Here is a 25,140-nt window from a genome sequence, read left to right as displayed (position 1 = left end):
CACGCTCAACCGGTACGAAGGGTCTGGGTCAACCAGGCCAATGCGCCGGGGGTGGATAGCCATTGCTCGCGCATCAGTACTCGATACTGCCAGGCCTCGGCGCGTGAACCGGGAGAGGGCGTCCCCTCGATTTCCGGTTCCCGTCGTGGGTTATCCCGGCTTAACAGGGTAAGAATATATGGATTAACCTCATTGACCCGATCGAGAATCTCTCGCGCCTCATCCACGCGTTCCAATCGGTAAAGTGCCAGCGCCTGACCGATCAGCAACCCGAGCCACTGTTGCTCATCTCCCACCTGGCGGGCCGCCATTGCTTCACTCATGTGCAATGCATCCTGATTGCGCCCTTCCCGAAGCAACTGTTCAAGCAATATTTCCCGTAATCCAAGCGGATCGCTTTCGTCGAGCTCGAGCAACCGTTCTGCCAAAGCATGTGAATGCGCACGGTCACCTCGCTCGAGACCAATTACCAGCGCCAGGCCAAAACGGAACAGTGTGGCGTTGTTACCTTCAGCGAAAAGAAAATCCCGATCGCTGCGTTCAATCACGGTCAGCCACTGGGCAAGCCTTTCATGCAGCGGCAGGAAAAAAGGTGCCGCCATCCAGGGCAGATTGCCCATGCGACTGGTCAGCGCCATCGCCAGCTCTTCCAGAATCGCTGGCGAAGCAAGCCAATCGGGATGATGCGAAAGTGCTTCCAGCCATTCACCGGCATGCCCCCAGGGATCATCCTTCAAGCCCGGGGCATCATCGACGTTAACGGTGGTGCGAAATACACTTTGCCATGCTCGGTGGTGGGCAATATCGATATCATCAAAATGATACTCGAGGCGCTCCTCGGCATTGACTGCCAAAGAAATGGAGGGCGCCGGGCCGAGCTGAGACAGCATGGCCTGCATGTCACTCAGAGGTGCTGCCAGTTCCTCTTCCGAATAGATCATCTGCTCGGCAAGGGTCGCGGCAGGGTTGAGGGCAAGATCTCCCAGAAACGCCAGTTGCTCGCTATCGATGTCCCCACGTCTGGCCAGCCGTCGATACCAGAAGCTGGCCCGATCCCTGGCTTCGCTCTCATGACCTTCGTGCAATAACAGCATGGTTTCCAACCAGGCCAGCGCCGGAGCATTGGGAAGGGTTTGCAAAGCCTTCAGAAAAGTCTCTCTGGCATTACCAAGCTCGTCGCTGTCCAGATACATCAGGCATTGGCGCTCCAGTGCTGCACCGCGCAGAAACGGAGGGCCATGATCAATAGCGCTATCCAGCAGAGCGGTTTTCTTGCGATTGAATCCCCGCTCCTGGTAGAGATCGGTCAACAATTCCAGAGCCGGCTCTGACTGCTCCGGCATGCCATACCAGTCAGGACACTTGAAGAAGACTTCGAGAATCTGCTGGGCCCTGCCCAACTGACCGTTTTCAGCAGTGATGATCCCGGCCTCCAGCAGCGCCTGGGCCGGAATATCAGGAAAATGCAGAGCCCGGCGCAGGGTATTGCCCCGCCAGCGGCGCAACGACAGCATCCACATCAGGTGGGCCGGCAGCGGCCCGGGCAAGGCAACCGCCCCACAACAGTCACGATAGCGTCGCCCGGAATCACACCAGCAGGGCTCATCGGGTTCCGGACGCGCCAGCGGCTCGCTGGCAAAATTTTCACGTACCAGCGGCGTCTGGTTCCATAATTCAGGTGCCAGCGCCTGGGCCAGCGCAAGGTCTCCGCCCACAAGCGTGACACCCTCGGTACGCGCCCAGTGCATCAGCGTCGGATAACGTTCATCCTTGCGGATAACCTCCAGTGCCTCACTGGCATATCCCAGTAACAGATCAACCCACTCTGCAAGCATTCAGGCACTCCCTGCCAGCCTCTCAAGCCTCATGATTCATCGTAACATGCCGATCAGGCAGCGCTATGTCTGGTTCGTATCGCAGGCCAATGCTACCTTGTTTCTCGCCTCTCGCCAGCGTATCAGGGAAGTCCGTGCTGTCTCCGTTTGCTCTATTCAAACGCCCTCATCGAGCCCACAAAAGTGGCCACCAGGATATCGCTCAGGTCAGCCTCGAGCGGGAGGGCCGAGATGAGATTCGCCGTATCACTGCGGCAGTCGAAAAAGTCCCATGGTCGGTCAGTACCCTGCAGATCCTCTGGACAGCCGGCCCGGTTACCCTGATCGGCGCCTGGGGCGGCTATCTGCTGGGATATGGCAAGGCCCCTTCGATGGAGAATTATGTCTTCTTCATCTCTTATACGGTCATCACCGGTGTCGCCGGTATCATTGCCAATCTCGTTTACCATCTCACCCGAGGACGACATTACGAGCGTACTGCCAACAAGATATCGCACATTATCGATGAGCTGCCCGAGCTGATCCTGACGACCCGCAATCTGATTGTCGAAAGCCTTGAAGGTGAAGCACGGCGACGTGAGGCTGCTGCCATGCTGCTGCGCAAGCAGGATCTTTCTCCCCAGGGTGTAGAACTCGCCGCCCTTGAGCTGCTCGATGATCATGACAGCGCCCGCATTATTGCTCAGATTGATGTCTATCGCCGCGTCGGTCTACATGCTCGCATCCAGGACATGATTGCTCTTTACCGCGATACCATCGATCCGCAACTCAGCGAACTCAATGAGGTCGCCCCTGAAGCGATCGCGTTACTGCGAGATCGCTTCGCTGGCCATGCGCCTGATCTGCATCATGGTGTCGCCCGCGATGACAACTTCATCGAACGTGTCATGGCAGCTATCGAGGAAGATAACGAGCTGTTGATGACACTCCAGGATGTTGAGGAAATGCTCATCCTGGCCTTTGAGCTGATCAGTGGCCGGGAGATCCCCATGCTGACGTTCGAGTATCGCGGCCGCTGGCAGCTGGCACGCACTCTGGACGCGCTTGAGGAAGCTCGCTCACGCTATCGCATCAGTCAGGCAACCGGGTTATCACGACTGAAAGCACTGACCGTTTACCTCGCCGAGCAATCCGGAACACTTGTAGAGGATGCTGCTCAGGGATTGCGTGCCGAGGCACTGGCCCAGCGCTCACGTGAAGCGATGGATGCACTGGCCGAACAGATTCATCAACTTGCCGTCCGAAGCCGCCAGGGAGAAAAAGGGGTCCGTGGCGAACTCCGCGACCGTGCCAATATCCTGACCAATGCCCTGAAACTGTTTCGCAGCGTTCACGAAGCTTATGAGCAGGTGGGCCGCAATCATGTCAACCTGCTTCGAATGTCGGAGCGTTGGGATCGCATGGCCGAGGCCGAATCCGACGACGCCACCCGGCTCCAGGTCGGACCCGGGGGCCGTGGTCTACGCATTCGGGAAAAACGGATTGAACTCGACGATGCCGCCAAGGCGCAGGTCTGCAAGCATCTTTTCCGACACTTGCGTGACACGCGGCTGCCCCACCGGCGTATCGAACCTCAGGCTACTGCGACTCAGGATCACGTCGCTGATGTCGAGGCAGCCAAACGACTGGCAATCGAAATTGCTCTTGCCCTGGAACCGCATGTCCAGCTTTCCAGGCCCGAAGTACAACGGGCCATATATGCCAGTAATGCCGCTTATTTCGGCCAGCTCGAACCCAATCTTTCGGCTTCCGCCAAGGCGGCACTGGGCACTGCCATGGTCAAGGAAGTCAACGAGGATCTTTCGCGCACTGCCGAGTCGCTGGCGCTGGCACTGGTGCGGCACTATCGCGTTGCCCTGCCTCCCGAGGCCATCGACTTTTTGAAGAACACTTATGGGGCCCGGGAAGGTACGCTCAACATGCTTTCCAACTATGATATTCGCATGCATCGCAATATCAGTCTGCTGACGCACCGCCCCCCACTGGTCGGCTCCCCCTCACGTCACTGGTATCGGGCACTTGTTCGCGCACGCCGCGCTCTGAACTGACCCTCTTGTAAAAACGGCGCGCCGCAGATAGCGGCGCGCCGTCACCAGGCAATCGACCTCAGGGTGAGGCCGATCATGCAGCGATCAATCAACTCATGGCTGCATTATAGCGCTTCTCGACTTCAGCCCAGTTGACTACATTCCAGAACGCCTTGAGATAGTCGGGGCGACGATTCTGGTAATTCAGATAATAGGCATGCTCCCAGACATCGACGCCCAGGATGGGTTGAGCATCAGCACCACCATAGGCAGACGCCATCAGCGGGCTATCCTGATTGGCCGTAGAGATGATCATCAACTCACCATCCTTGACACACAGCCATGCCCAACCGGAACCGAACCGGCCCTTGGCAGCTGCCTCGAACTTCTCGGCAAACGCTTCGGCACTACCAAATGCCTTTTCAATGGCACCCATCAGCGTCGGGAACTCTTTCAGCCCCTTGGCATTGGGCGTCATGATCTCCCAGAACAGGCTGTGGTTGACATGACCACCGGCGTTATTACGCACGGCAGTACGCTGTGCTTCCGGCACCCGATCAAGCTGCTGCACCAGTTCTTCGGCCGACAGACCGGCCAGATCATCAGGCAGTTTTTCCAGCGCCGCATTGGCATTGGTCACATAAGTATTGTGATGCTTATCGTGGTGAATCTGCATGGTCTGCGCATCGATGTGGGGTTCCAGCGCATCAAACGCATAGGGCAGATCGGGAAGCTGATAAGCCATGGATGAACTCCTTCTGTCTGAACCGCCCTTGGGCGGATGGATAAACGACGCCTCGAACCCTGACGTCCAACGGCTGTAGAAGAGACTGCGCCATGCGCAGTCTGAACTGCCGTGATGCTGTGAAATGCTGCCGGGCGCCTGGCGGCGCCCGAACAAGCTTCCTGTATGGTCATTACATTAGGAGGCTCATCGCACTTTTCAAGGTCGACAGCCAGGTTTTCGTCTCCTGCTGTCCTTAACAAACGCTTGCCAGACTTATCCGGTATTACGCAATCCGGCGGCAATCCCGGCCATGGTGACCATCAGCGCTCTCGAAAGCTCATGTGAAATGGCACCATCGGCATCCCGGTTGCGCTGCAGTAACTCGGCCTGCAGGCCGTGAAGCGGATCGATGTATGGGTTGCGTACCTCAATCGCCTGACGAATCAAGGGCGTATTTTCCAGCAGTCGCTCCTGATTGCGGATCTTCAGCAGGACCTCTATGAGGCGACGCAAACGGTCACGCAACGACTCCCCCAGACGCACAAGAGGAGGCTCATCAATCAGGCGATGCTCATAATAGGCTGCAATATCCAGATCGGATTTGGCCAGCAGCATCTCCAGCATGTCGAGATAAGTCCCGAAGAACGGCCACTCGTTCATCATCTCGCGTAGCCGAGCCATACCCTCTTCACTTTCAATACGCCCGGCAAAAGCCTCGCCGCTGCCCAGCCATGCCGGCAACATCAGACGAGTCTGAGTCCATGCAAAGATCCAGGGAATGGCACGCAGCGTTTCGACGCCCCCCTCCTGACGGCGCTTGGCAGGACGCGAGCCCAGCGGCAATCGCGAAAGCGCTGTCTCCGGAGTCACAGCTCGAAAATAAGGGACAAAGTCGGGATCCTCACGCACCACCCCGGTATAAACACCATGGGCCTTTTCTGCGAGTCGATCCATCTCTTCACGCCAGTGTGCCTTCGGCTGGGGAGGCGGCAGTAGCGTCGCTTCCAGCACCGCACAGGCATAGATCTCCATCGAGCGCACCGCGATCCCGGGCTGGCCAAACTTGAAGCGGATCATTTCACCCTGCTCGGTCACCCGCAGACTGTTATCCACTGACCCCGGCGGTTGTGACAGAATGGCCGCATGTGCCGGTCCGCCACCACGCCCGACGGTGCCCCCACGGCCATGGAAGAGGGTCAGCGACACGCCCTGTTCATGGCAGATTTCGACCAGCCGTTCCTGAGCACGATACTGCGCCCAGGCAGCCGCCAGCTGCCCCGCATCCTTGGCTGAATCCGAATAGCCGATCATCACTTCCTGACGATCCTGAATCCAGCCGCGATATTCAGGCAGCTTCAGTAGCTGCTCGATCACATCGCCGGCCCGATCAAGATCGTCGAGCGTTTCGAACAGAGGTGAAATGGGCAGCCGCACATCCCCCCCCATTTCCTTCATCAGCAGTGCCACGGCCAGTACATCGGAAGGTTGGCCAGCCATCGAGATCACATAGCTGCCAAGTGATTCGGCATGCTCATTGCCAATGACCCGGAAGGTCTCCAGAGTCTCCCTGGCCTCGGGAGAACACTCCCAATGTGCAGGAATCAACGGTCGCCGCGAACCGAGTTCATCAAGCAGGAAACGCTGCCGCTGCGCCTCATCCCACTCGCCATAATGGCCTAGATCAAGATAATCGAGCAGTTCCTCGAAAACAGCGGTGTGCCGGGTGGATTCCTGGCGCAGGTCAAGTCGGGTCAGGGTCACCCCAAAGCACGCTACCCGCCGCAGGGTATCGAGCAGAGCACCATTGGCAATGGTATCAAGGCCACAGTCACAGAGTGAGCGATAGCATGACAGTAGCGGAGCATAGAGTTGCTCCCGTGTTTCGATCACCTCCTCGCGACGGGAAAACGGTTCGCCATCAATACGTGCCTGAGCCCAATCACGCGTCAGCTCGACACGCCGAATCAAACGCTTGATGATTTCACGATAGGGCTCGGCGGCCTCGCCAGCCTCGGCACGCAATACCGAAGTGGCACGCCACATCGAGAGCTCATGCTTCAGCTGCTCGAGATCCCGCAGGTAAAGATCCGCAGCCATCCAGCGTCCCAGCAGGACTACTTCCCGGGTCACTTCGGCAGTCACATTGGGATTACCATCACGATCACCCCCCATCCATGAGGCGAAACGGATCGGTGAGGCATCCAGCGGCAGGCGTTCACCCGCGTTATCCAACAGCAGGTTATCGAGATCACGATAGAACTGGGGGACGGCTTCCCATAACGAATTTTCGATTACCGCAAAGCCCCAGCGTGCCTCGTCCACTGGAGTAGGACGTTCCCGGCGGATTTCATCAGTATGCCAGGCCTGGCTGACCAACTCCGCCAGCCGGCCGCGGACACGTTCGGCGTGCTCCGGCTGATCCACCGTGGTTTCAAGTTCGCCAAGACAATCGTCAATGGCATCGTATTTCTGAATCAGAGTGCGTCTGACCACTTCGGTGGGATGCGCAGTCAGTACCAGATCAATACGCATGCTGGCAAACCGTTCAACCAGCGAATGGGTGTCATGTCCCGCCTCTTGAACCCTTTGGAACAATTCATCCAGACGAGGCTGAAAACCGGGACGATAATCCTCGACACGACGAAAGCGTGAGCGATAGTGCTGCTCGGCAATATTGGCAAGGTTGAGAAACTGATTGAAGGCACGAGTCACCGGTAGCAATTCGCTCTCCGGCAAACGACGCAGATAATCAATCAGTGCAGCTCGTCCTTCATGGCCCTCCCGGCGACCACGCTTGGCCAACGCCCGAATGGTCTCGATCCGGTCAACAAAATCATCGCCCAGGTCATTGGCGATGGTCCGCCCCAGGTTGTCGCCGAGGATGCGAACATTATCCCTCAGTGATTCGTGTAAAACATTGTCAGGCCCGGCCTCGGCAGGCGTAGCATCCGATACTGACGTTTTCGAAACCTGATTCATGACGCCTCGTCTCCGGTGGTTTGTTTTCATCCTGGACGGCAGCGCCAGCAATCACAATGTCATGTCACTCTCCGGACGCGGCCTTGCGATCACCTGGCACCCCTGCGGTTTAATGCTGTTCGTGCCTCTTGGCGTTCTGCCAGCAGGACTCCATCTCTTCAAGTGACGCGGAAGTCAGTGACTGACCAGCAGTCCTGAAATGATCTTCAACATGCCGGAACCGTTGTTCGAAACGACGGTTGGTACCGCGTAGAGCCTGTTCAGGGTCAATATCAAGATGACGTGCCAGGTTGCTCACGGCAAAGAGCAGATCTCCCAGTTCCTCCTGACAGCGCTGTTGCCCCCCGGACTCGATTTCCGCTTGCAACTCGCCCAGCTCTTCACGGACCTTGGCCAGGGCACCGTAATGATCCGGCCAGTCAAAACCGACACGTGCCACACGACGGGAAAGCTTGCCGGCGCGAGCAAGTGCCGGTAATGCCGAGGGGACATCATCAAGCACCGAGTGAGCGGCACGCTCGGCACGCTCCTCGGCCTTGCGTGATTCCCAGCGAGCGTGTACCTGACGGGTCGCCACCTCTTCAGCAGTCACATCAACGCGTCGTGATTCAAGGGTACCTTCAGGAAAAACATGCGGATGACGTGCAATCATCTTGGCCGTCAGCACATGGACGATGTCATGGAAATCAAAGCGTCCTTCTTCTTCCCCAAAACGCGCGTAATAGACCACCTGAAACAGCAGATCGCCGAGTTCCCCGGGCAGCTCATCAAAGGCTCGCCGTTCAATGGCATCGGCCACCTCATGAGCCTCTTCCAGCGTGTGAGGTACGATAGACTCCCAGTTCTGACGCACATCCCAGGGACAACCGTACTGAGGGTCTCGCAGTACAGCCATCAGCTTCAACAGATCCGAAAGGTCATAACGCCTGTCGCTACTGTCGCTCGTTTGACGCTCGTTCATGTTGTGCTCTCCTGCTGACCACCCTGACGAAGCCGCTTGATATCGGTTACGTTGGGCAGTTGCTGAATGCGATTGAACAGACGTCCCAGCACTTCCAGACCGGCGACTTCCAACGTCAGGCGCAGGGTGGCCAGGTTGTCATCGCGATCGGTAGTCGTATTGACCGAGAGTACGTTGACCTTTTCGTTGGACAGCACTCCGGTCACATCGCGCAGCAGGTTGGTTCGATCCCACGCCAGAATTTCAACATCAACCGGATACTGGATCGGCTGGCGCTGTCCCCACTCCACCTGAACGATACGCGCGGGCTCGTCGCTCTTGAGTTGCAGGATGTTGGGACAATCCTGGCGATGAACGGTGACACCACGACCATGGGTGATGAAGCCCAGTATCTGATCTCCCGGCACAGGGTGACAGCAGTTGGCCATCTGCGTCTTGAGGTTACCCACTCCCAGTACGGTAATGGTATCGGCGCCTTCGGTACCCTTGTGCTGCTTGCGTGGGCGTGTCAGCAGGCGGTCGATCTGCTCTTCGTCCTCATCGTGTTCACCGAAGAGCTGCTGTGCCTGGGAAAGCACCTGCCCTATACGCAGATCGCCAGCGCCAATGGCCGCGTACATATCATCCGGGGTCGAATAATTGACTGCCTGCGCCAGCTTCTGGCAATCGAGTTTTTCCAACCCCAGTCGCCGAAATTCGCGTTCGAGCAGGGTGCGCCCTTCTTCGAGATTCTGATCACGCGCCTGCTGTTTGAACCAGGACTGAATCTTGGAGCGCGCTCGGGAGGTCTTGACGTAACCGAGCGAGGGGTTAAGCCAGTCCCTGCTTGGTCCACCCTGAGTAGCGGTCAGAATTTCGATCTGCTGACCCGTACGCAGTCGATAGGTCAAGGGCACAATGCGGCCATCCACCTTGGCGCCCCGACAGTGGTGACCAACATCCGTATGCACCCGGTACGCAAAGTCAATGGGCGTCGCAACACGAGGTAAATCAATGACATGCCCCTCCGGAGTAAACACATAAATACGATCCGGAGCAATATCGGTCTGTAGCCCTTCCCGGAGATCGGTCAGTTCGCCGACCTCTTCCTGCCACTCCAATACCTGACGCAGCCAGGCAATCTTCTGTTCATAACCGCGGCTTCTGGAATCGACATCGGTCCCCTTGTAACGCCAGTGCGCACATACGCCCAGTTCGGCTTCCTCGTGCATTGCAAAGGTCCGAATCTGGATCTCCAGCACCTTGCCTTCGGGACCGAAGACCGCCGTATGCAGAGACTGATAGCCATTTTTCTTGGGATTGGCGATATAGTCGTCGAATTCGTTGGGAACATGGTGCCAAAGCGAATGCACAATCCCCAGCACCGTATAGCAGTCGGTCACTTCAGGGACCAGAATACGTACTGCCCTTACGTCATAAACCTGGGAGAAATCGATGCGCTTGCGCTTCATCTTTCTCCAGATCGAGTAGATATGCTTGGCGCGACCGCTGAGATCGTAGCGGGTAATATTCTGCGCCTCGAGCAACTCTTTCAGGGTTTCAATGACATTGAAGATGTAGCGATCACGATCAAGCCTTTTTTCTGCCAGCTGCCGGGCTATCGCCTTGTATTCGTTTTCGTGCAGATAGCGAAAGGAGAGATCCTCGAGCTCCCATTTGATCTGTCCGATACCCAGCCGATGAGCCAATGGGGCATAGATATCAAAGACCTCGCGTGCGATTCGCAAACAGCGCTCGCGGGAAGTATGGCGTACCTGACGCAACATGCAGGTTCGCTCGGCGATCTTGATCAGCGCCACACGGACGTCATCGACCATCGCCACCAGCATCTTGCGCAGATTCTCCTGCTGATTGTGCTGGCTGAGCTGATTGTCCGGCGCCTGCAACTGGCTAATGGCTGCCATCCGCAGTACGCCGTCGATCAGGCTGGTCACTTCCGGCCCGAATCGCTTTTCCACACCTGCCGAGTCGAGCAAGCCTTCACGAACACAACGATAGAGTACCGCAGCGATCAGCGTTTCCTGATCCAGACGCAATCCAGCCAGTATCTCGGCCATCTCAAGGCCAATTCCCAGGCTAGCCCCCGGATTACGCCAACCCGGTTGCTCCTGTTCGGCTTTTTCCGACAGGGCACTTGCCAACCGACAGGCCTCTTCGAGCCGTTCAGGCTCACGCAGCACCACTTCTTCCTGCAGACGAGCCAGCCAGGTCGCAATATCGATGCGCCCCTGACTGTCCAATGGCTGATCTTCCCGCACCTTGACCATGGGATGCTCCCGAATTGCCAGCCTCGTTATATTGCTGTCCGGTCCGTTCGCCTGAGCAGCAGTACACTTTCCTGATGAGCGGTTTGTGGAAACATGTCCACGACGGCTGCCCGCTCAATCCGATAACCACCATCGACCAGCGTCCGTACATCGCGCGCCAGTGTGGCTGGATCGCAGGAGACGTAAATCACACGCTCGGGACGAGCCACCGCCAGTCGCGAAACAATCGACCGTGCCCCGTGACGAGGTGGATCAAGCACCACCAGCCCGGCCTTACTCAACGACTCGTCCTTCAGTACCTGTGGCTCCCCCAGATCGGCGCGCGTGGCCGTCAATTGTTGTGACAGCCCATTCAGCTCGGCGTTACGACGAAGGCTTTCCACCATGGAAGCTCGCCCCTCCACGGCAGTAACGCATGCTCCGGCCGCGGCCAGTGGCAGACTGAAATTGCCGATACCCGCGAAAAGATCAAATACCAACTCTTCGGCTGTCACGGCACTCCAGTCGAGCACTGTATCCACCAATGCCTGGTTGACCGCTGCATTGGCCTGCAGGAAGTCGCCAGGAGAAAGCTCAAGCGTCACCTTCTCGCGCTTTTGGCCAACCTCCAGCGTCTGTTGCAATGGCGCTCCGTTATCCAACCGGTGACTGGTCATGTCATCCCGCCCGATATTCATCACCAGTGCCAGCTGGTGCTCTGCGGCAAAGCGACGCCAGCGCTCAATATCACCGGGTACTTCACGCAGCTGGCGAATACTCAGACAGCACTGATCGTCGAGTTGCAACAACTCAACATGCCCCACTCGGCGCGGCGCCTCGAGCTGGTCGAGATGACGTCGCAGAGGCAACAGCAGTGCTTCCAGTCGGGGTACCAGAATCGGACACTGCTCAATGTTGAAAAGCATGTCCTGGCCACGGCGACGAAACCCGAAATAAAGCGCTGCTTCATGATCTACTCGGACACCCAGACGAGCACGGCGCCGGTAGCCGTAACCGGATCGATCATCATCGCAACTGATCAGCTCCACATCCGGCAGTGTCAAATCATGATGAGCGAACTGTTCGACCAGTACCGCCTGACGGTGGGCCTGCTGGGCACTCAGCGCCTGATGCTGGAGATCACAGCCACCACACTGACCAAAATGTCTGCAATGAGGGGTCACACGCTCGGGAGCCGTTGCCAGTAACTCACGTACATGAGCTTCGTCATAACGACGATGTTCAGCATGCACGGCCGGGATCAGCCGCTCCCCCGGTAACGCACGTTCAACGAATACTGTTTTACCGTGCGCGTTGCGGGTGACACCGCGACCATCATGGGCCTGACGTTCAATCGTCAGCAGTCCGTCTTCTTCCTGCCGGCGGCATTCTCCGGCATTCTTGCCACGCCGACGTTTCTGCCGCTCGGCAACGGGTCGACGTACTCCCAGTTTCGCCATGATGTCAGGACCGCTCAGGCGCATAGAGACCGGTGGAGAGGTAGCGGTCCCCCCGATCACAAACAATAAAGGCAATCACGGCGTTTTCGACCTCCTCGGCAATACGCAAGGCCCCTGCCAGTGCGCCCCCGGAAGAAACGCCGGCCAGAATGCCTTCCTCACGCGCCAGGCGACGCATTTGCTCTTCCGCTTCCTGTTGACCGATATCCAGCACGCGATCCACACGAGCTTCATCGAAGATCGAGGGACGATAGGCTTCGGGCCAGCGGCGTATACCGGCAATCCTTGCGCCGTCTTCGGGTTGTAAACCGATGATCTGCACCGTTTCGTTACACTCTTTCAGATAACGCGATACCCCCATGATGGTGCCGGTCGTGCCCATCGAACTGACAAAGTGGGTGATGGCACCTTCGGTCTGGCGCCATAGTTCCGGCCCCGTGGTTTCGTAATGTGCAAGCGGATTATCCTGGTTGGCGAACTGATCCAGGGGCTTGCCTCGCCCTTCGGCAATCATGCGTTGGGCGAGATCACGAGCACCTTCCATGCCCTCTTCACCGGTCACTTCGATCAGCTCTGCCCCATAGGCAGCCATGGCCTGCTTGCGTTCGGCGCTGGCGGTTTCCGGCATGATCAGCATCATGCGGTATCCCTTGATGGCAGCGGCCATCGCCAGCGCAATTCCCGTATTTCCGGAAGTCGCCTCGATCAGTGTATCGCCGGGCTCGATTTCTCCTCGAGCTTCGGCATGCGCCAGCATCGACAGTGCCGGCCTGTCCTTGACCGACCCGGCGGGATTGTTACCTTCCAGCTTGGCCAGCAGTACGTTGTTGCGACCAGCGGTGATCCGCTTGAGCTGAACCAGAGGGGTATTGCCCACTGTCTGCTCGAGGGTCGGATAGACCATTACCTTCTCCTGTCCCACATCTGCCTGGCGTCCATGATCCCTGCTTCAGGCCGTGCCTGAGCGGTGTCTGTCAGTATACCCGCCCACCCCGGGTGCGTCAGGGGCGACGCGACCCTCTCAGTGATCAGGATGGTCCGCGTCATGATCATGTTCGTGCGCTTCAATTGCCTGTACCAGCCCGGCCTCCTGCCCGGAAATGATCAATCGCTTCATTTCCACGACAGCTTCCTTGAGGCCCACGAATAGTGATCGGGCGATGATCGAGTGGCCAATATTAAGCTCATTGATACCACCGATGGCCGCGATCGCCTCGACGTTGTGATAGTGCAGACCATGCCCGGCATTGACGATCAGCCCAAGCTCTGCAGCCAGCTCGGCTGCAGCAGCTACCCGGGCATGGGCTACCCGGGCGTCCCTACCGCTGGCCTCGGCGTATTCACCGGTATGCAGCTCAACGGTCGGGGCTCCCAACTGATGCGCCACACGAATCTGTTCAGGATCCGGGTCGATGAACAGGGAGACTTCACAGCCAGCTGCCGCCAGCCGCCGGCACGCTTCACCAATCCGGTCACGATCACCAGCCACGTCAAGCCCACCTTCAGTGGTCAGCTCGGCCCGTTTTTCCGGCACCAGGCAGATATGTGCAGGTCTGATACGCTCGGCCAACGCCAACATCTCTTCGGTTACCGCCATCTCGAGATTCATGCGGGTATTGAGTACCTGGCACATCAACTCGACATCACGATCCTGAATATGCCTTCGGTCTTCACGCAGATGCAGGGTAATCCCGTCGGCTCCGGCCTCTTCGGCCAGCAATGCTGCCTGAATGGGATCGGGGAAACGCGTACCGCGCGCCTGGCGCAGGGTAGCCACATGATCGATATTGACGCCCAGCTGGATACGTGGCGGATGCATGTAAAACTCCTTGAACCGCTTTCAGGAAATGAAGAATGCGAGGTAACCCACAGATTGACGCCCAGCCCGAGGCAGAAAGATGCCGAGCGGTTATCACGTTTGACGCTGGCGGCGACGCAGAAGCAGATCCTGCATCAGCTCGCGGGATCGCAGCGGACGATCACCCAGCAAAGGCGCCAGTGCAGCACGAGTCAGTGAACGTGCAACACCCGCCAGACCGGGAGCTTCCCAGTCATCGCGCGCAAGCCATAGCAGAGCGCGTCCATCCAGCCCTGGCTCTTCTGCATGGGCAGGTCGAAAGCGACGCCAGTGCGCCTGGTAAACATAGCGCGTCGAGGCATCGAGCGGCGTATCCGTTTCAGTGAGGAATACCGGGTCGGCATCCAGGCTCTCGAGTAGAGTGATCTCGAAACGCCGTAATACTGCTGCTCGTCGTGAAGGTACCGGTAGCGCTTCAAGCAATGAAGCATAAAAGATGAAAACCCGCTGTGCCGGCAACTCCAGCGGCAGACAGCGGGTCAGCAGCTCATTGGCATAAAAACCGCACAACAGTCCTTCACCAGCCAGCATCGCCCCCGGCCCTCCTGACTCGATCAGGCGCAATGTCTTGAGCTCACCATTGCCCGTCCAGGTCAGATGAAGTGGCGAAAACGGCTGAAGCCGATGGCGCGCCTTGCTGCCAGGCCGCATGACGCCACGTGCCACGGCTCGAACACGGCCGTATTCGGCACTGATCAGATCAACCAGAGCGCTGGTTTCCCGGTAGGGCCTGCGATGTAACAGATAGGTCGGCTGGGGCTGCATGACAAGGCTCCGCATTTATATCCCGGGCAACCCGATAACCGGGATGGCTGGCTCCGAGTGGGCTATTCATTTGCGGATGGAACAAATTGCGGACGTTTCCTGCGATCAGTCCAGGTCGTAACCCAGGCTTTTCAGCGCACGCGCATCATCCGACCAGCCGCTGCGAACCTTGACCCATAGCTTCAGCATGACCTTGCTATCGAAGGCACGCTCCATATCGATGCGTGCTTCACTACCGATCTTTTTAAGACGCTGACCATTTTCACCGATCAGAATTTTCTTCTGCCCCGCCCGTTCCACTAATAACAGGGCATGAATGTGAATGATCGACCCTTCATCACTGAACTGCTCGATTTCCACGGTCATCTGATAGGGAAGCTCATCACCCAGCTGACGCATGACTTTCTCGCGCACCAGCTCTGCTGCCAGAAAACGCTCGCTACGATTGGTCACCTGATCTTCGGGAAAGAAGTGAACATTGGACGGCAGATGCCGTGTCACCTCTGCCTCGAGCTCCTCGACCTGAGTACCGTGGCGTGCCGATACCGGGAGAATGGCAGCAAACTCACGCTTCTGCGACAGCGATGACAGCCAGGGCAGCAGCGCTGATTTGTCCTTCATCCGATCGACCTTGTTCACGACCGCAATCACCGGCGCTGATACACTGGCCAGGCGCTCAAGCACGATATCATCTTCATCCGTCCAGCGATCCCGGTCGATGATAAAGACTACACAGTCGACATCACGCAGTGCCTGGGCAGCCGCCTGGTTCATGAACTGATTGATGGCACGGTTACGGTCGCGCTGCATCTGATGCATGCCAGGGGTATCGACATAGATGGTCTGAATACCCGCCACCGTTTTGACCCCCATGATCTGGTGCCGAGTGGTCTGTGGACGTCGCGAAGTGATTGAAAGCTTCTGTCCCAGAATACGGTTCATCAGGGTCGATTTGCCGACATTGGGCCGACCAACGATCGCTACAAAGCCACAGTTTGTACTATCCGTGGTATCGATCCCGATCTCGTCTTCACTCATGAGCCTTCTCCCCCGGTTGAGCGGTGGCCAGGTTCAAGACGCGCCAGAGCCCGTTCAGCTGCCTGTTGTTCGGCATGACGTCGACTGGAACCGCTGCCCGTGGTGACACCCTCCAGAGCGCTGACGTGACAGCTGACCTGAAAGGTCTGGGCATGCGCCTCCCCTTCTATTTCCAGTACTTCATATTGCGGTAGCGCCATCTGCCGTGACTGCAGAAATTCCTGCAATCTCGTTTTGGGGTCCTTCTGGTTATCCTGCAGGTTCAGATCTTCCAGACGGTGCTCATACCAGGACAGTACCCGATGACGTACCGTATCCATGTCACTGTCCAGATAGATCGCTCCGATCACGGCTTCCATTGCATCGGCAAGAATCGACTCGCGCCGATGACCACCACTTTTCATTTCACCGGATCCAAGCCTGAGCGCTGTTCCGAGCTGAAACTCGCGGGCCAGCTCGGCCAGCGTCTGCCCCTTGACCAGACGCGCTCGCAATCTCGAAAGCTGTCCTTCACGAGCCTGAGGAAAGCGCGCAAACAGCGCTTCGGCCACTACGAAGTTGACAATCGAATCACCCAGAAACTCCAATCGCTCGTTGTTCTGACCACCGAAGCTGCGATGTGTCAGCGCCAGTTCGAGCCAATCGGGCTTATTGAATGAATAGCCGAGTCGGCGGCTCAGATCATCGAATGAGCTGCTCACCGCTTCCTCCGCGTCAGGTTCATGCTGCTCATTAATGTTCTCGCTAAACGTTGTGCCATCTTGTTTCAGTGCAACAGACGCGCCTGGGTAAAATCGGGCAACCCGCCCTTCCAGTGCATCCAGACGGCAAAGGCCTTGCCAACTATATCCCGCTCCGGTACGAAGCCCCAGTAGCGGCTGTCATTCGAATGATCCCGGTTGTCCCCCATCATGAAATAGTGACCCGGTGGTACTGTAATTTCGCGCATTTGCGGGCCGGGATCATTGGGGTTGTTATAAATCTGGTGATCATGGCCGGACAGGTGTTCCTGCAGCAGATTTTCATCGGGATTGGCGGCCGGCGCATCATTGAGCAACTCCTTGGGTACAGGCTTGCCATTAACGTAGAGCTGCTTGTTTTCATAGCGGATATGATCACCGGGCACGCCGATGACCCGCTTGATGAAATCAACATCCGGATCCTGCGGAAAACGAAACACCATGATATCGCCACGCTGGGGTTCGCCAACGTCAAGAATCTTCGTATGAATGACCGGCAGACGCAGGCCATAGGCGAATTTGCTGACCACAATGAAATCGCCCACTTTCAGCGTCGGTCGCATTGATCCCGATGGAATCTGAAAGGGCTCGATCACGAAGGAGCGCAGAATCAGGACGACCAGCAGTACCGGAAAGAAGGAGCGTGCGTAATCCACATACCATGGATCACGATGCGCCCTGACACGTCGCCGCCGTCCGACAGTTCCCGCTGCAGATTCGCTGGCAGCATGATCGGCTGCCGGGCTGGTCGCTGTACGGTGTCGCCGCAACCACACCAGGTCCAGTAACCAGATCAGACCGGTTACGGCCACGGCAAGCACGAGCAAAAGGGTGAAATCCATCATGGCTTCCTGTTTCCTGTCCGGAGTCTGCAGCTCCAGGCGCATTATCGCGGCAGCGGCATCAACATCATGCCGCTGCGCGTCTCTCAATCATTGACCTTGAGCACTGCAAGGAAGGCATCCTGAGGGATTTCTACCCGGCCGACCTGTTTCATGCGTTTCTTGCCCTGTTTCTGTCGATCAAGCAGCTTGCGTTTACGCGAGACATCGCCGCCATAACATTTGGCAGTCACATTCTTGCGGAGCGCCTTGACCGTCGAGCGAGCCACGATGTGGCCTCCAAGAGCAGCCTGAATGGCGACATCGAACATCTGCCGAGGCACCATCTCCTGCATTTTTTCGACCAGAATACGCCCACGGGAGTGCGCCTGATCACGATGTACGATCGTGGCCAGAGCATCGACCCGGTCCCCATTGATCAGTACATCCAGGCGTGCCAGCTTCGCGGCTTCAAAGCGCTCGAAGTTGTATTCCAGCGAAGCATAGCCTTTGGAAATCGATTTCAAGCGATCGAAGAAATCCATTACCACTTCACTCATCGGCAACTCATAGGTCAGCTGCATCTGGTTACCCAGCACCTGCATGTCAAGCTGAACACCACGTCTTGTCACACACTCGTTGATGACATTACCGACAAACTCCTGGGGCACCAGGATGCTGGCCCGCACGATCGGTTCACGAATCTCGCTGACCGAGCCCATATCGGGCAATTTGGAGGGGTTTGAAACATATACCATCTCACCGTCTTCCATGAGCAACTCATAGATTACAGTGGGCGCAGTGGTCAGCAGATCAAGATTGTATTCACGCTCGAGACGCTCCTGAATGATCTCCATGTGGAGCGTGCCAAGAAAGCCGACACGAAAGCCGAAGCCAAGCGCATCGGAGTTCTCCGGAATGTAGTCCAGCGACGCATCATTGAGCGCCAGCTTTTCCAGGGCATCACGGAACTCCTCGTAATCATCGGAGCTGATCGGGAACATGCCGGCATAGACCTGCGGCTTGACCTTTTGAAAGCCGGGGAGACGCTCTACCTGAGGCGTTTTGGCATGCGTAATGGTGTCCCCCACCGGAGCACCATGGATGTCCTTGATGCCGGCGATCACAAACCCGACCTCACCGGCTCGCAATTGTCCGGTGCTTTTCTGACGTGGTGTAAAAATACCGATATCGGTAATTTCCCACTCACCGCCAGTTGATTTCATGAGAATCCTGTCGCCCTTTTTCAGGGTGCCATCGAACAGGCGCACCAGCGATACCACGCCCTGATAGTTGTCAAACCAGGAATCGATGATCAGTGCCTGAACTGGCGCATCAGGATCACCCTTCGGAGCCGGAATATCGGTGATCAGCCGCTCAAGCAGTGCTTCCATGCCCAGGCCACTCTTGGCCGACACCTGACAGGCATTGGTGGCTTCCAGGCCGATGATCTCTTCGATTTCATGGGCCACTCGCTCCGGATCAGCCTGCGGCAGGTCGATCTTGTTGAGTACCGGCAGGACCTCCAGATTCTGCTCAATGGCGGTATAGCAGTTAGCCACCGACTGGGCTTCAACCCCCTGTCCGGCATCGACTACCAGCAGCGCACCTTCGCAGGCATAAAGCGAACGCGACACTTCATAGGAAAAATCGACGTGGCCGGGCGTGTCGATGAAGTTGAGCTGGTAGACGCTACCATCCTCGGCGGTGTAATCCAGTGTCACCGACTGGGCCTTGATGGTAATTCCGCGCTCGCGCTCGAGATCCATCGAATCCAGCACTTGTTCCTTGATCTCGCGCTCACTCAGGCCACCACAGATCTGAATAATGCGGTCAGCCAGCGTCGACTTGCCGTGATCAATGTGGGCAATGATCGAAAAGTTGCGAATGTGCTTTAATTTTCCGTCACTTGCGTCATTTGCCATGTAGTCTATTGCGCCTTTGTGTACATGCATGGGTACACGTTCTGCAGGATAGGTCAGCCAGGCTGACATGATTGGACGGCATTGTATCGATTAAGACGCTCAGCGACCATCTATGTCGATTACCAGGCAGCGGAACGAGACAATTGTCATCACTTGCATATATTCAGGGCCGGTATCCGCTGTGCGGATACCGGCCCTGGCATTGACGCGCCCCCATCCAGTGATGGACAGGCCACCATCGGTCATCCAGCGTTACTTGTTGTTCTGTTCGGCCTGCAGGCGCAGAGCCACGAACAACGGTGTGCCATTTCTCGAAATACGCACTGGTACCGCCTTGTCTTTTGGCAGCTTCTCAACGACATCGCGCAGTTTCGAGACCGAATCAATCTCCTGGCGATTGACCTCAACAATCACATCACCACGCTGAATGCCGGCTCTGGCAGCTGCACCGCGAGAGTCAACCTGCTGTACCAGCACGCCGTGATCCACCTCCAGCTGTCCTAGCTGATCCGCATTGAGGTTGGAAACTGCCAGCCCCATGCTGGGCTGATTATTGTGCTGGCCGCTATCAACATCACCACTGTCATCTTCATCAGGCCAATTACCGACCTTGACGGTGACGCTTTGCTGATCACCGTTGCGCAACAGCTTGAGATCAACCGTATCGCCGGGTGAAACCTTGCCAATGATCCGCGGCAGAACATCAGAGCTCGAAATATCCTTGCCTTCGGCCGAGAGAATAATATCACCGGACTGCAGACCTGCCTTTGCTGCAGGGCTATCAGGCGCAACCTGAGCGATCAGCGCGCCACGCGCCTCATCCAGTCCAAAGGAGTCCGCCAGATCACGCGACACAGGCTGGATGACCACACCCAGCCAGCCACGACTGACATGACCGTTTTTCTTGAGCTGATCAGCAACGTTCATGGCGACATTGATTGGAATGGCGAATGACACTCCCATGAAGCCACCGCTTCGAGTGAAGATCTGCGAATTGATGCCAACCACCTTGCCATCGAGATTGAACAGCGGCCCGCCGGAGTTGCCCGGGTTGATGGCAACATCAGTCTGAATGAACGGGACATAGGTCTCACTGGGTAGCGTGCGATTGATGGCGCTGACGATCCCGGCCGTCACCGAATGATCGAACCCGAATGGAGATCCGATGGCCGCTACCCACTCTCCGGTTTGAAGTGAATCGGAATCACCGATATTCAATGTCGGCAGGTCATTGGCATCGACCTTCAACAACGCGATATCGGTTTTCTTGTCCTTGCCGATCAGTTTGGCATCAAGTTCACGCCGATCATTGAGCCGTACCTTGATCTGATCAGCATCATCAACCACATGCGCATTGGTCAGAATATAACCATCATGACTGATGATGAAGCCGGAACCCAGTGAATGCAGTTCTTCGCTACCACGGCCATTCTGCCCCTGATCAAATCCCGGAGGCATCTGGTCACCGAAAAAATGGCGGAAGATTTCCGGCAGTTGGGCATCAGGACCCATGCCGCCATTACTGATCTCGCGGGTCGTGGAAATATTGACGACTGCAGGTGCAGCCTGTTTCACCAGACTGGTGAAATCCGGTAATCCCTTGCGAAGGGCGGTATCGTCAGCCGCATGGGCTGGCGTTGCCAACCCCGGGATAGCCAGCAGTAACATGCAGGCTGCCAACCAGTAATACAGTTGCCGCAGAGCGACCCCGGAGCTGACAGAGGCAGGCACACGGGACAATGTTAGTCGATACATCATCGATCAGGCTCCTGAGCGCTGAAAGGATCATTCATATCCAAACTGTTCAAACAGGTGCCCTGTCGAATGAATGCCCGCGGGAGCATGATTCGACAGCTGCACTCATCCTATTGACGCCTGTCGGGTCAATTGGTTCACAGCTGGTTACAATTCCGATGACTCGAGAATATCAGCCACCATTGAAATCGTCTGGCGCCGGACCTGTAAACAATCATGCAGGAGCAAGGCGGATCAGGGAGAGGTATCAGAAGCCGAGGCAGAAGCGGCCCGGGCAGCCCGAGCCGGATCGGGGGACCAGTCGATACCCGCTACGGTATGCGTGAGGACTTCGGTGGGAACTTCACCTACTGCGACCAGTTGCCAGGTCTGTTGGTCATGGGTCAGATGCCGGGAGGCAGCACGAAAATTACCCAGTTGATGAACACCTTCACGTAGCGAAACGGACTGATTGATGGGGCCGAGAAAGACGCTCAGTGTGGAGAGACCATCACTATAGAGCTGTCGATGCATGGTAATGCCGTCAACAGTAACTTCACTATCGACCGGCTGCGGATAGAAGCCTGGTGGGATCCATTGCGGTGACCAGCTTTTTTCAGGCAACGGATGGTATCCGGGCAGAGGGACCTGACCGCTGAATAGACTGACATCATTCAGACTGGCCATTTGCACCACTTCCAACGGCTCTCCATGCTGACCAAAGAGTTGCTGCTTCAGTAGCAGACTGGTGGCCTGATCCAGCCAGATACGATGGCCGAAACGCAATCCATCACGTGGAATGATGTCAATGACTACTGTTTCACGATCCGCGATCCGATCGTGTCCAATAGTGCGAAATCGGTAGTGTTGCTGCATCGCAGCGACAGCATCACTCTTCTTCCCATTGGCCCGATCCAGTGCCTCGGAAGCGACCTGCCAGTATCGATCGAGGTGAAGATTGCGACGAGTATCAGGATGCGGGCCATCCAGAAAGCGTGTGGTTTCCTGTTCCCCCTGATGATCAACCCGATGTTCTATCTCGACCGTACGAATACCACCGGGCCCAATACGCATGGCACGCGCCCGAAATTCATAACAGCGTCCTGCCACTATACTATTGGCAAACCACTGACTCGCTTGTCGGGGGCGAGGTTGATCCTTCAGAGCACCACAATCAATGCTTTCGCCCGCCAGGACTGCCAATGGCAGCCCGGAAAGCAAAGCACCAAGCAACGAAGCACCAAACCAGCGACGCATTCAGGGCTGACTCGTGGCACGGTTACCGTCGGCAGGTTGTACCACCGGCATCCAGCTATTGCTAACGTGATATCCGGCCTGCTCTACATGGCGATTCAGATAGCTCTGCAGAATCTTCGCCTGAGCACGCTCATCCTGTGGCCGTGCCTGATCGGAAGCCATGAGCCAGGCAGGTGTTGCCCCTACTGTCATGGCACCGCCTTGCGCGGAACGATTCATTGCCGCCGGCTCGACATTGTTACCAGCACGCGAGGCCGACCAGTCCCGGGATTCACCCTGAGTAGCCAGCTCTGACATGCCCGACTCACTGCTTTGGCCACCCCGATAGACCTGCACCCCGGTAATGACCATCAGGCTGACAGCTGCAGCAATGGCAGCGCTGCCCACGAATGAAAACGGGGTCGACCGTCGCCCGGGAGCGCTTTCGGAGTCATCGCCTGCCGACGACGTTTCCTCGCTGATCCGCGCTGCCACCGCTGCCGAGATATCGACGCTCACATCGATATCGCGCTCACGACCGATGGCACTGCGCACCAGGTGATAACGACGCCAGGTATCGGCTTCCTCGGGCGCGGCATCAAGGGATTTCAACACCCGCCGCAGTTCGAGTTCATCACTCTCGCCATCCATCAGCGCGGACAGTGATTCCCGTACCTTCTGATTCATCCCAAAACCCTCACACTCGGCGTGATCGATTTGCCACTACATTCATTGACACCGAAAACGCCGACAAGTTTAGTCACTGTGTGTATTCGACCTGGCCAACTACTCATGCACCACATTATCCGCCTGTTCCGGATACAGCAGTGGACGAATACGGTTATCCACTGCTTCTCTGGCCCGAAAGATACGTGAGCGCACAGTGCCTACCGGACACTGCATGATCTGAGCAATATCTTCATAGGCCAGCCCATCAAATTCACGCAGCGTAATTGCAGTGCGAAGATCTTCCGGCAGATTATTAATCGCTTCGAATACCACGGCCTCCAGCTGATCACGGGCAATGGCAGCCTCCGGAGTATCAATATCGGAGAGACGACCACTGGTATCCACAAGTTCAGCATCGCTGATGTCCAGATCATTACCCGGCGGACGTCGTCCGCGAGCAACCAGATGATTCTTGGCCGTATTGATGGCGATTCGATATATCCACGTATAAAACGCACTTTCATTACGAAAACGTGGCAATGCCCGATAGGCCTTGATGAAGGCTTCCTGGGCCACATCGTAAACTTCGGCCTGATCGTGCACGTAGCGGCCAATCAGACCAATGATTTTGTGCTGATATTTCTTGACGAGCAGATCGAAGGCTCGTGAATCCCCTTTCTGAGCTCGATCTACCAGCTGTGCATCGGTTTCCCTCACGCCCATCCGTTCCCCCCCGGCTGGAGAGTCCGGTGAGCTGGGCACTTCGACCCGGACAGTAACATGTGGGTTCCCGTCGAATGGGACAGTCGTATTGCTATCATGGCGTTAACCTGGCACCCGGGTCGTCATCATCTATTAACAGTGTTCCCCTTTATTTTCGCTCCATCAAGCGAAACCGGCCCAAGAGATCTCATGTGACTGCGTTGGCGAATCAAAGTTCCATGTTAACATTACCCTGTAACCGTCCAGCTCCCGGTGGCGATACGGATTGACTCGCCCAAAACCCGCCCGGCACTCATCGTACAGGTCCATCATGTCCGAACAGAGAATCAACAACCTGAACGTCACTGCTCAGGATGTGCTGATCACGCCTGATGCACTCAAGCGTGACATCCCACTCAGCGAATCTGCGGAAAACACCGTCATTGACAGTCGCGAAACCATTGCGCGTATTCTCGATGGCCGGGACCCACGGCTGCTGGTGGTCATTGGCCCCTGTTCGATTCATGATGTGGATGCGGCTCGGGATTATGGCAAACGTCTGAAGGCACTTGCCGACCGGGTCAGTGACAGCCTGTTCATTGTCATGCGGGTCTATTTCGAGAAGCCCCGCACCACGACCGGCTGGAAAGGATTGATCAACGATCCGCATCTCAATGACTCGTTTGCCATCGAGGAAGGACTGCATATCGCACGCGGTCTACTGGTGGAACTCTGCGAAATGGGACTGCCACTGGCTACCGAAGCACTGGATCCGATTTCGCCGCAGTATCTTCAGGATTGCATCAGCTGGTCGGCGATTGGCGCTCGTACCACTGAATCACAGACGCATCGCGAGATGGCCTCGGGACTCTCGGGTCCAGTCGGCTTCAAGAACGGCACCGATGGCAGTCTCGACGTAGCAGTCAATGCATTGAAATCAGTGGCCCACCCCCATAATTTCCTGGGAATCAACCAACAGGGCCAGGTCTCTATTATCCGAACTCGCGGCAATCCCTGGGGACATGTCGTACTGCGCGGTGGCAACGGCAAGCCCAATTACGATAGCGTCAGCATCGCGCTGGCCGAACAGGAACTGGAAAAGGCCGGACTACGGCCCAATCTGATGGTCGATTGCTCTCATGCCAACTCCAACAAGGATCCCGCACTGCAACCGCTGGTGCTGGACAACATCACTCAGCAAATCCTCGAGGGCAATCACTCGATCATAGGAATAATGCTGGAATCGCATATCAACTGGGGCGCCCAGAAGTTGCCCGCAGATCCATCCGAGCTCGAGTATGGTGTCTCGATCACGGATGCCTGCATCGACTGGCCAACGACCGAACGCATTCTGACAGATATGAGTGACAAGCTGGTGGAAACGCTCAGGAAGCGATCGAGCGAGCAACAGTAATCA

The 25,140-nt window shown here is 56.8% G+C and carries 19 protein-coding genes; 2 read left to right on the top strand and 17 right to left on the bottom strand.

Annotation, left to right across the window (positions count from 1 at the left end; genetic code table 11):
- Positions 1-5 precede the first annotated feature (5 nt).
- The gene (locus FY550_RS07610) at positions 6-1,835 is read right to left on the bottom strand and encodes an SEC-C domain-containing protein (RefSeq protein ID WP_070977374.1); all 1,830 of its coding nucleotides are present in this window, start codon (positions 1,833-1,835) and stop codon (positions 6-8) included.
- 134 nt (positions 1,836-1,969) lie between these two features.
- Here FY550_RS07610 and FY550_RS07605 point away from each other — a divergent pair, with 134 nt between their 5' ends.
- Positions 1,970-3,883: a coiled-coil domain-containing protein gene (locus FY550_RS07605; RefSeq protein ID WP_233350299.1), complete on the top strand. Its 1,914-nt coding sequence runs from the start codon at positions 1,970-1,972 to the stop codon at positions 3,881-3,883.
- Positions 3,884-3,971: 88 nt separating this feature from the next.
- Here FY550_RS07605 and FY550_RS07600 read toward each other — a convergent pair whose 3' ends face one another.
- From FY550_RS07600 to rpoE, 16 genes are all read right to left on the bottom strand, one after another.
- Complete coding sequence (locus FY550_RS07600) at positions 3,972-4,607, bottom strand: superoxide dismutase (protein WP_070977373.1); 636 nt, start codon at positions 4,605-4,607, stop codon at positions 3,972-3,974.
- 255 nt (positions 4,608-4,862) lie between these two features.
- Positions 4,863-7,568: a phosphoenolpyruvate carboxylase gene (gene ppc, locus FY550_RS07595; protein ID WP_070977372.1), complete on the bottom strand. Its 2,706-nt coding sequence runs from the start codon at positions 7,566-7,568 to the stop codon at positions 4,863-4,865.
- Between the two features lie 109 nt (positions 7,569-7,677).
- Positions 7,678-8,529, bottom strand: coding sequence for a nucleoside triphosphate pyrophosphohydrolase (mazG, locus tag FY550_RS07590; protein WP_070977371.1), 852 nt, complete (start codon positions 8,527-8,529; stop codon positions 7,678-7,680).
- The gene (relA, locus tag FY550_RS07585) at positions 8,526-10,796 is read right to left on the bottom strand and encodes a GTP diphosphokinase (protein ID WP_070977370.1); all 2,271 of its coding nucleotides are present in this window, start codon (positions 10,794-10,796) and stop codon (positions 8,526-8,528) included. The genes mazG and relA overlap by 4 nt, the downstream gene beginning before the upstream one ends.
- Before the next feature lie 26 nt (positions 10,797-10,822).
- Positions 10,823-12,235, bottom strand: coding sequence for a 23S rRNA (uracil(1939)-C(5))-methyltransferase RlmD (gene rlmD / locus FY550_RS07580; RefSeq protein ID WP_070977879.1), 1,413 nt, complete (start codon positions 12,233-12,235; stop codon positions 10,823-10,825).
- A gap of 4 nt (positions 12,236-12,239) precedes the next feature.
- Positions 12,240-13,139 carry a cysteine synthase CysM gene (cysM, locus tag FY550_RS07575; protein WP_070977369.1) on the bottom strand — a complete coding sequence of 300 codons (900 nt, stop codon included), beginning with the start codon at positions 13,137-13,139 and terminating at the stop codon, positions 12,240-12,242.
- Between the two features lie 117 nt (positions 13,140-13,256).
- A complete protein-coding gene (pdxJ, locus tag FY550_RS07570) occupies positions 13,257-14,054 on the bottom strand; it encodes a pyridoxine 5'-phosphate synthase (RefSeq protein WP_070977368.1) in 798 nt (265 codons plus the stop codon).
- Positions 14,055-14,147: 93 nt separating this feature from the next.
- Positions 14,148-14,858 (bottom strand): DNA repair protein RecO, encoded by a 711-nt coding sequence (recO, locus tag FY550_RS07565; protein ID WP_070977367.1) that lies wholly within the window; start codon positions 14,856-14,858, stop codon positions 14,148-14,150.
- 105 nt (positions 14,859-14,963) lie between these two features.
- Positions 14,964-15,896 (bottom strand): GTPase Era, encoded by a 933-nt coding sequence (gene era / locus FY550_RS07560; protein WP_070977366.1) that lies wholly within the window; start codon positions 15,894-15,896, stop codon positions 14,964-14,966.
- Positions 15,893-16,597, bottom strand: coding sequence for a ribonuclease III (gene rnc, locus FY550_RS07555; protein ID WP_149054454.1), 705 nt, complete (start codon positions 16,595-16,597; stop codon positions 15,893-15,895). Before rnc ends, era begins: the two co-directional genes overlap by 4 nt.
- A gap of 65 nt (positions 16,598-16,662) precedes the next feature.
- Entirely contained in the window at positions 16,663-17,478 is an 816-nt protein-coding gene (gene lepB / locus FY550_RS07550; protein WP_070977878.1) for a signal peptidase I, read from the bottom strand.
- Between the two features lie 86 nt (positions 17,479-17,564).
- Positions 17,565-19,382 (bottom strand): translation elongation factor 4, encoded by a 1,818-nt coding sequence (gene lepA / locus FY550_RS07545; protein ID WP_070977877.1) that lies wholly within the window; start codon positions 19,380-19,382, stop codon positions 17,565-17,567.
- Between the two features lie 252 nt (positions 19,383-19,634).
- The gene (locus FY550_RS07540; protein WP_084388051.1) at positions 19,635-21,050 is read right to left on the bottom strand and encodes a DegQ family serine endoprotease; all 1,416 of its coding nucleotides are present in this window, start codon (positions 21,048-21,050) and stop codon (positions 19,635-19,637) included.
- 321 nt (positions 21,051-21,371) lie between these two features.
- Positions 21,372-22,373 carry a MucB/RseB C-terminal domain-containing protein gene (locus FY550_RS07535; RefSeq protein ID WP_070977365.1) on the bottom strand — a complete coding sequence of 334 codons (1,002 nt, stop codon included), beginning with the start codon at positions 22,371-22,373 and terminating at the stop codon, positions 21,372-21,374.
- Positions 22,374-23,039 (bottom strand): sigma-E factor negative regulatory protein, encoded by a 666-nt coding sequence (locus tag FY550_RS07530; RefSeq protein WP_070977364.1) that lies wholly within the window; start codon positions 23,037-23,039, stop codon positions 22,374-22,376.
- A 99-nt stretch (positions 23,040-23,138) separates the two neighbouring features.
- Entirely contained in the window at positions 23,139-23,744 is a 606-nt protein-coding gene (rpoE, locus tag FY550_RS07525; protein ID WP_070977363.1) for an RNA polymerase sigma factor RpoE, read from the bottom strand.
- 310 nt (positions 23,745-24,054) lie between these two features.
- Here rpoE and FY550_RS07520 point away from each other — a divergent pair, with 310 nt between their 5' ends.
- Positions 24,055-25,137: a 3-deoxy-7-phosphoheptulonate synthase gene (locus FY550_RS07520; protein WP_070977362.1), complete on the top strand. Its 1,083-nt coding sequence runs from the start codon at positions 24,055-24,057 to the stop codon at positions 25,135-25,137.
- Positions 25,138-25,140 lie beyond the last annotated feature (3 nt).

The sequence above is a fragment of the Kushneria phosphatilytica genome (assembly GCF_008247605.1).
Taxonomy (GTDB): domain Bacteria; phylum Pseudomonadota; class Gammaproteobacteria; order Pseudomonadales; family Halomonadaceae; genus Kushneria; species Kushneria phosphatilytica.
The sequence above is the reverse complement of the archived record's forward strand: the minus strand, read 5'-3'. Positions and strand labels throughout refer to the sequence as shown.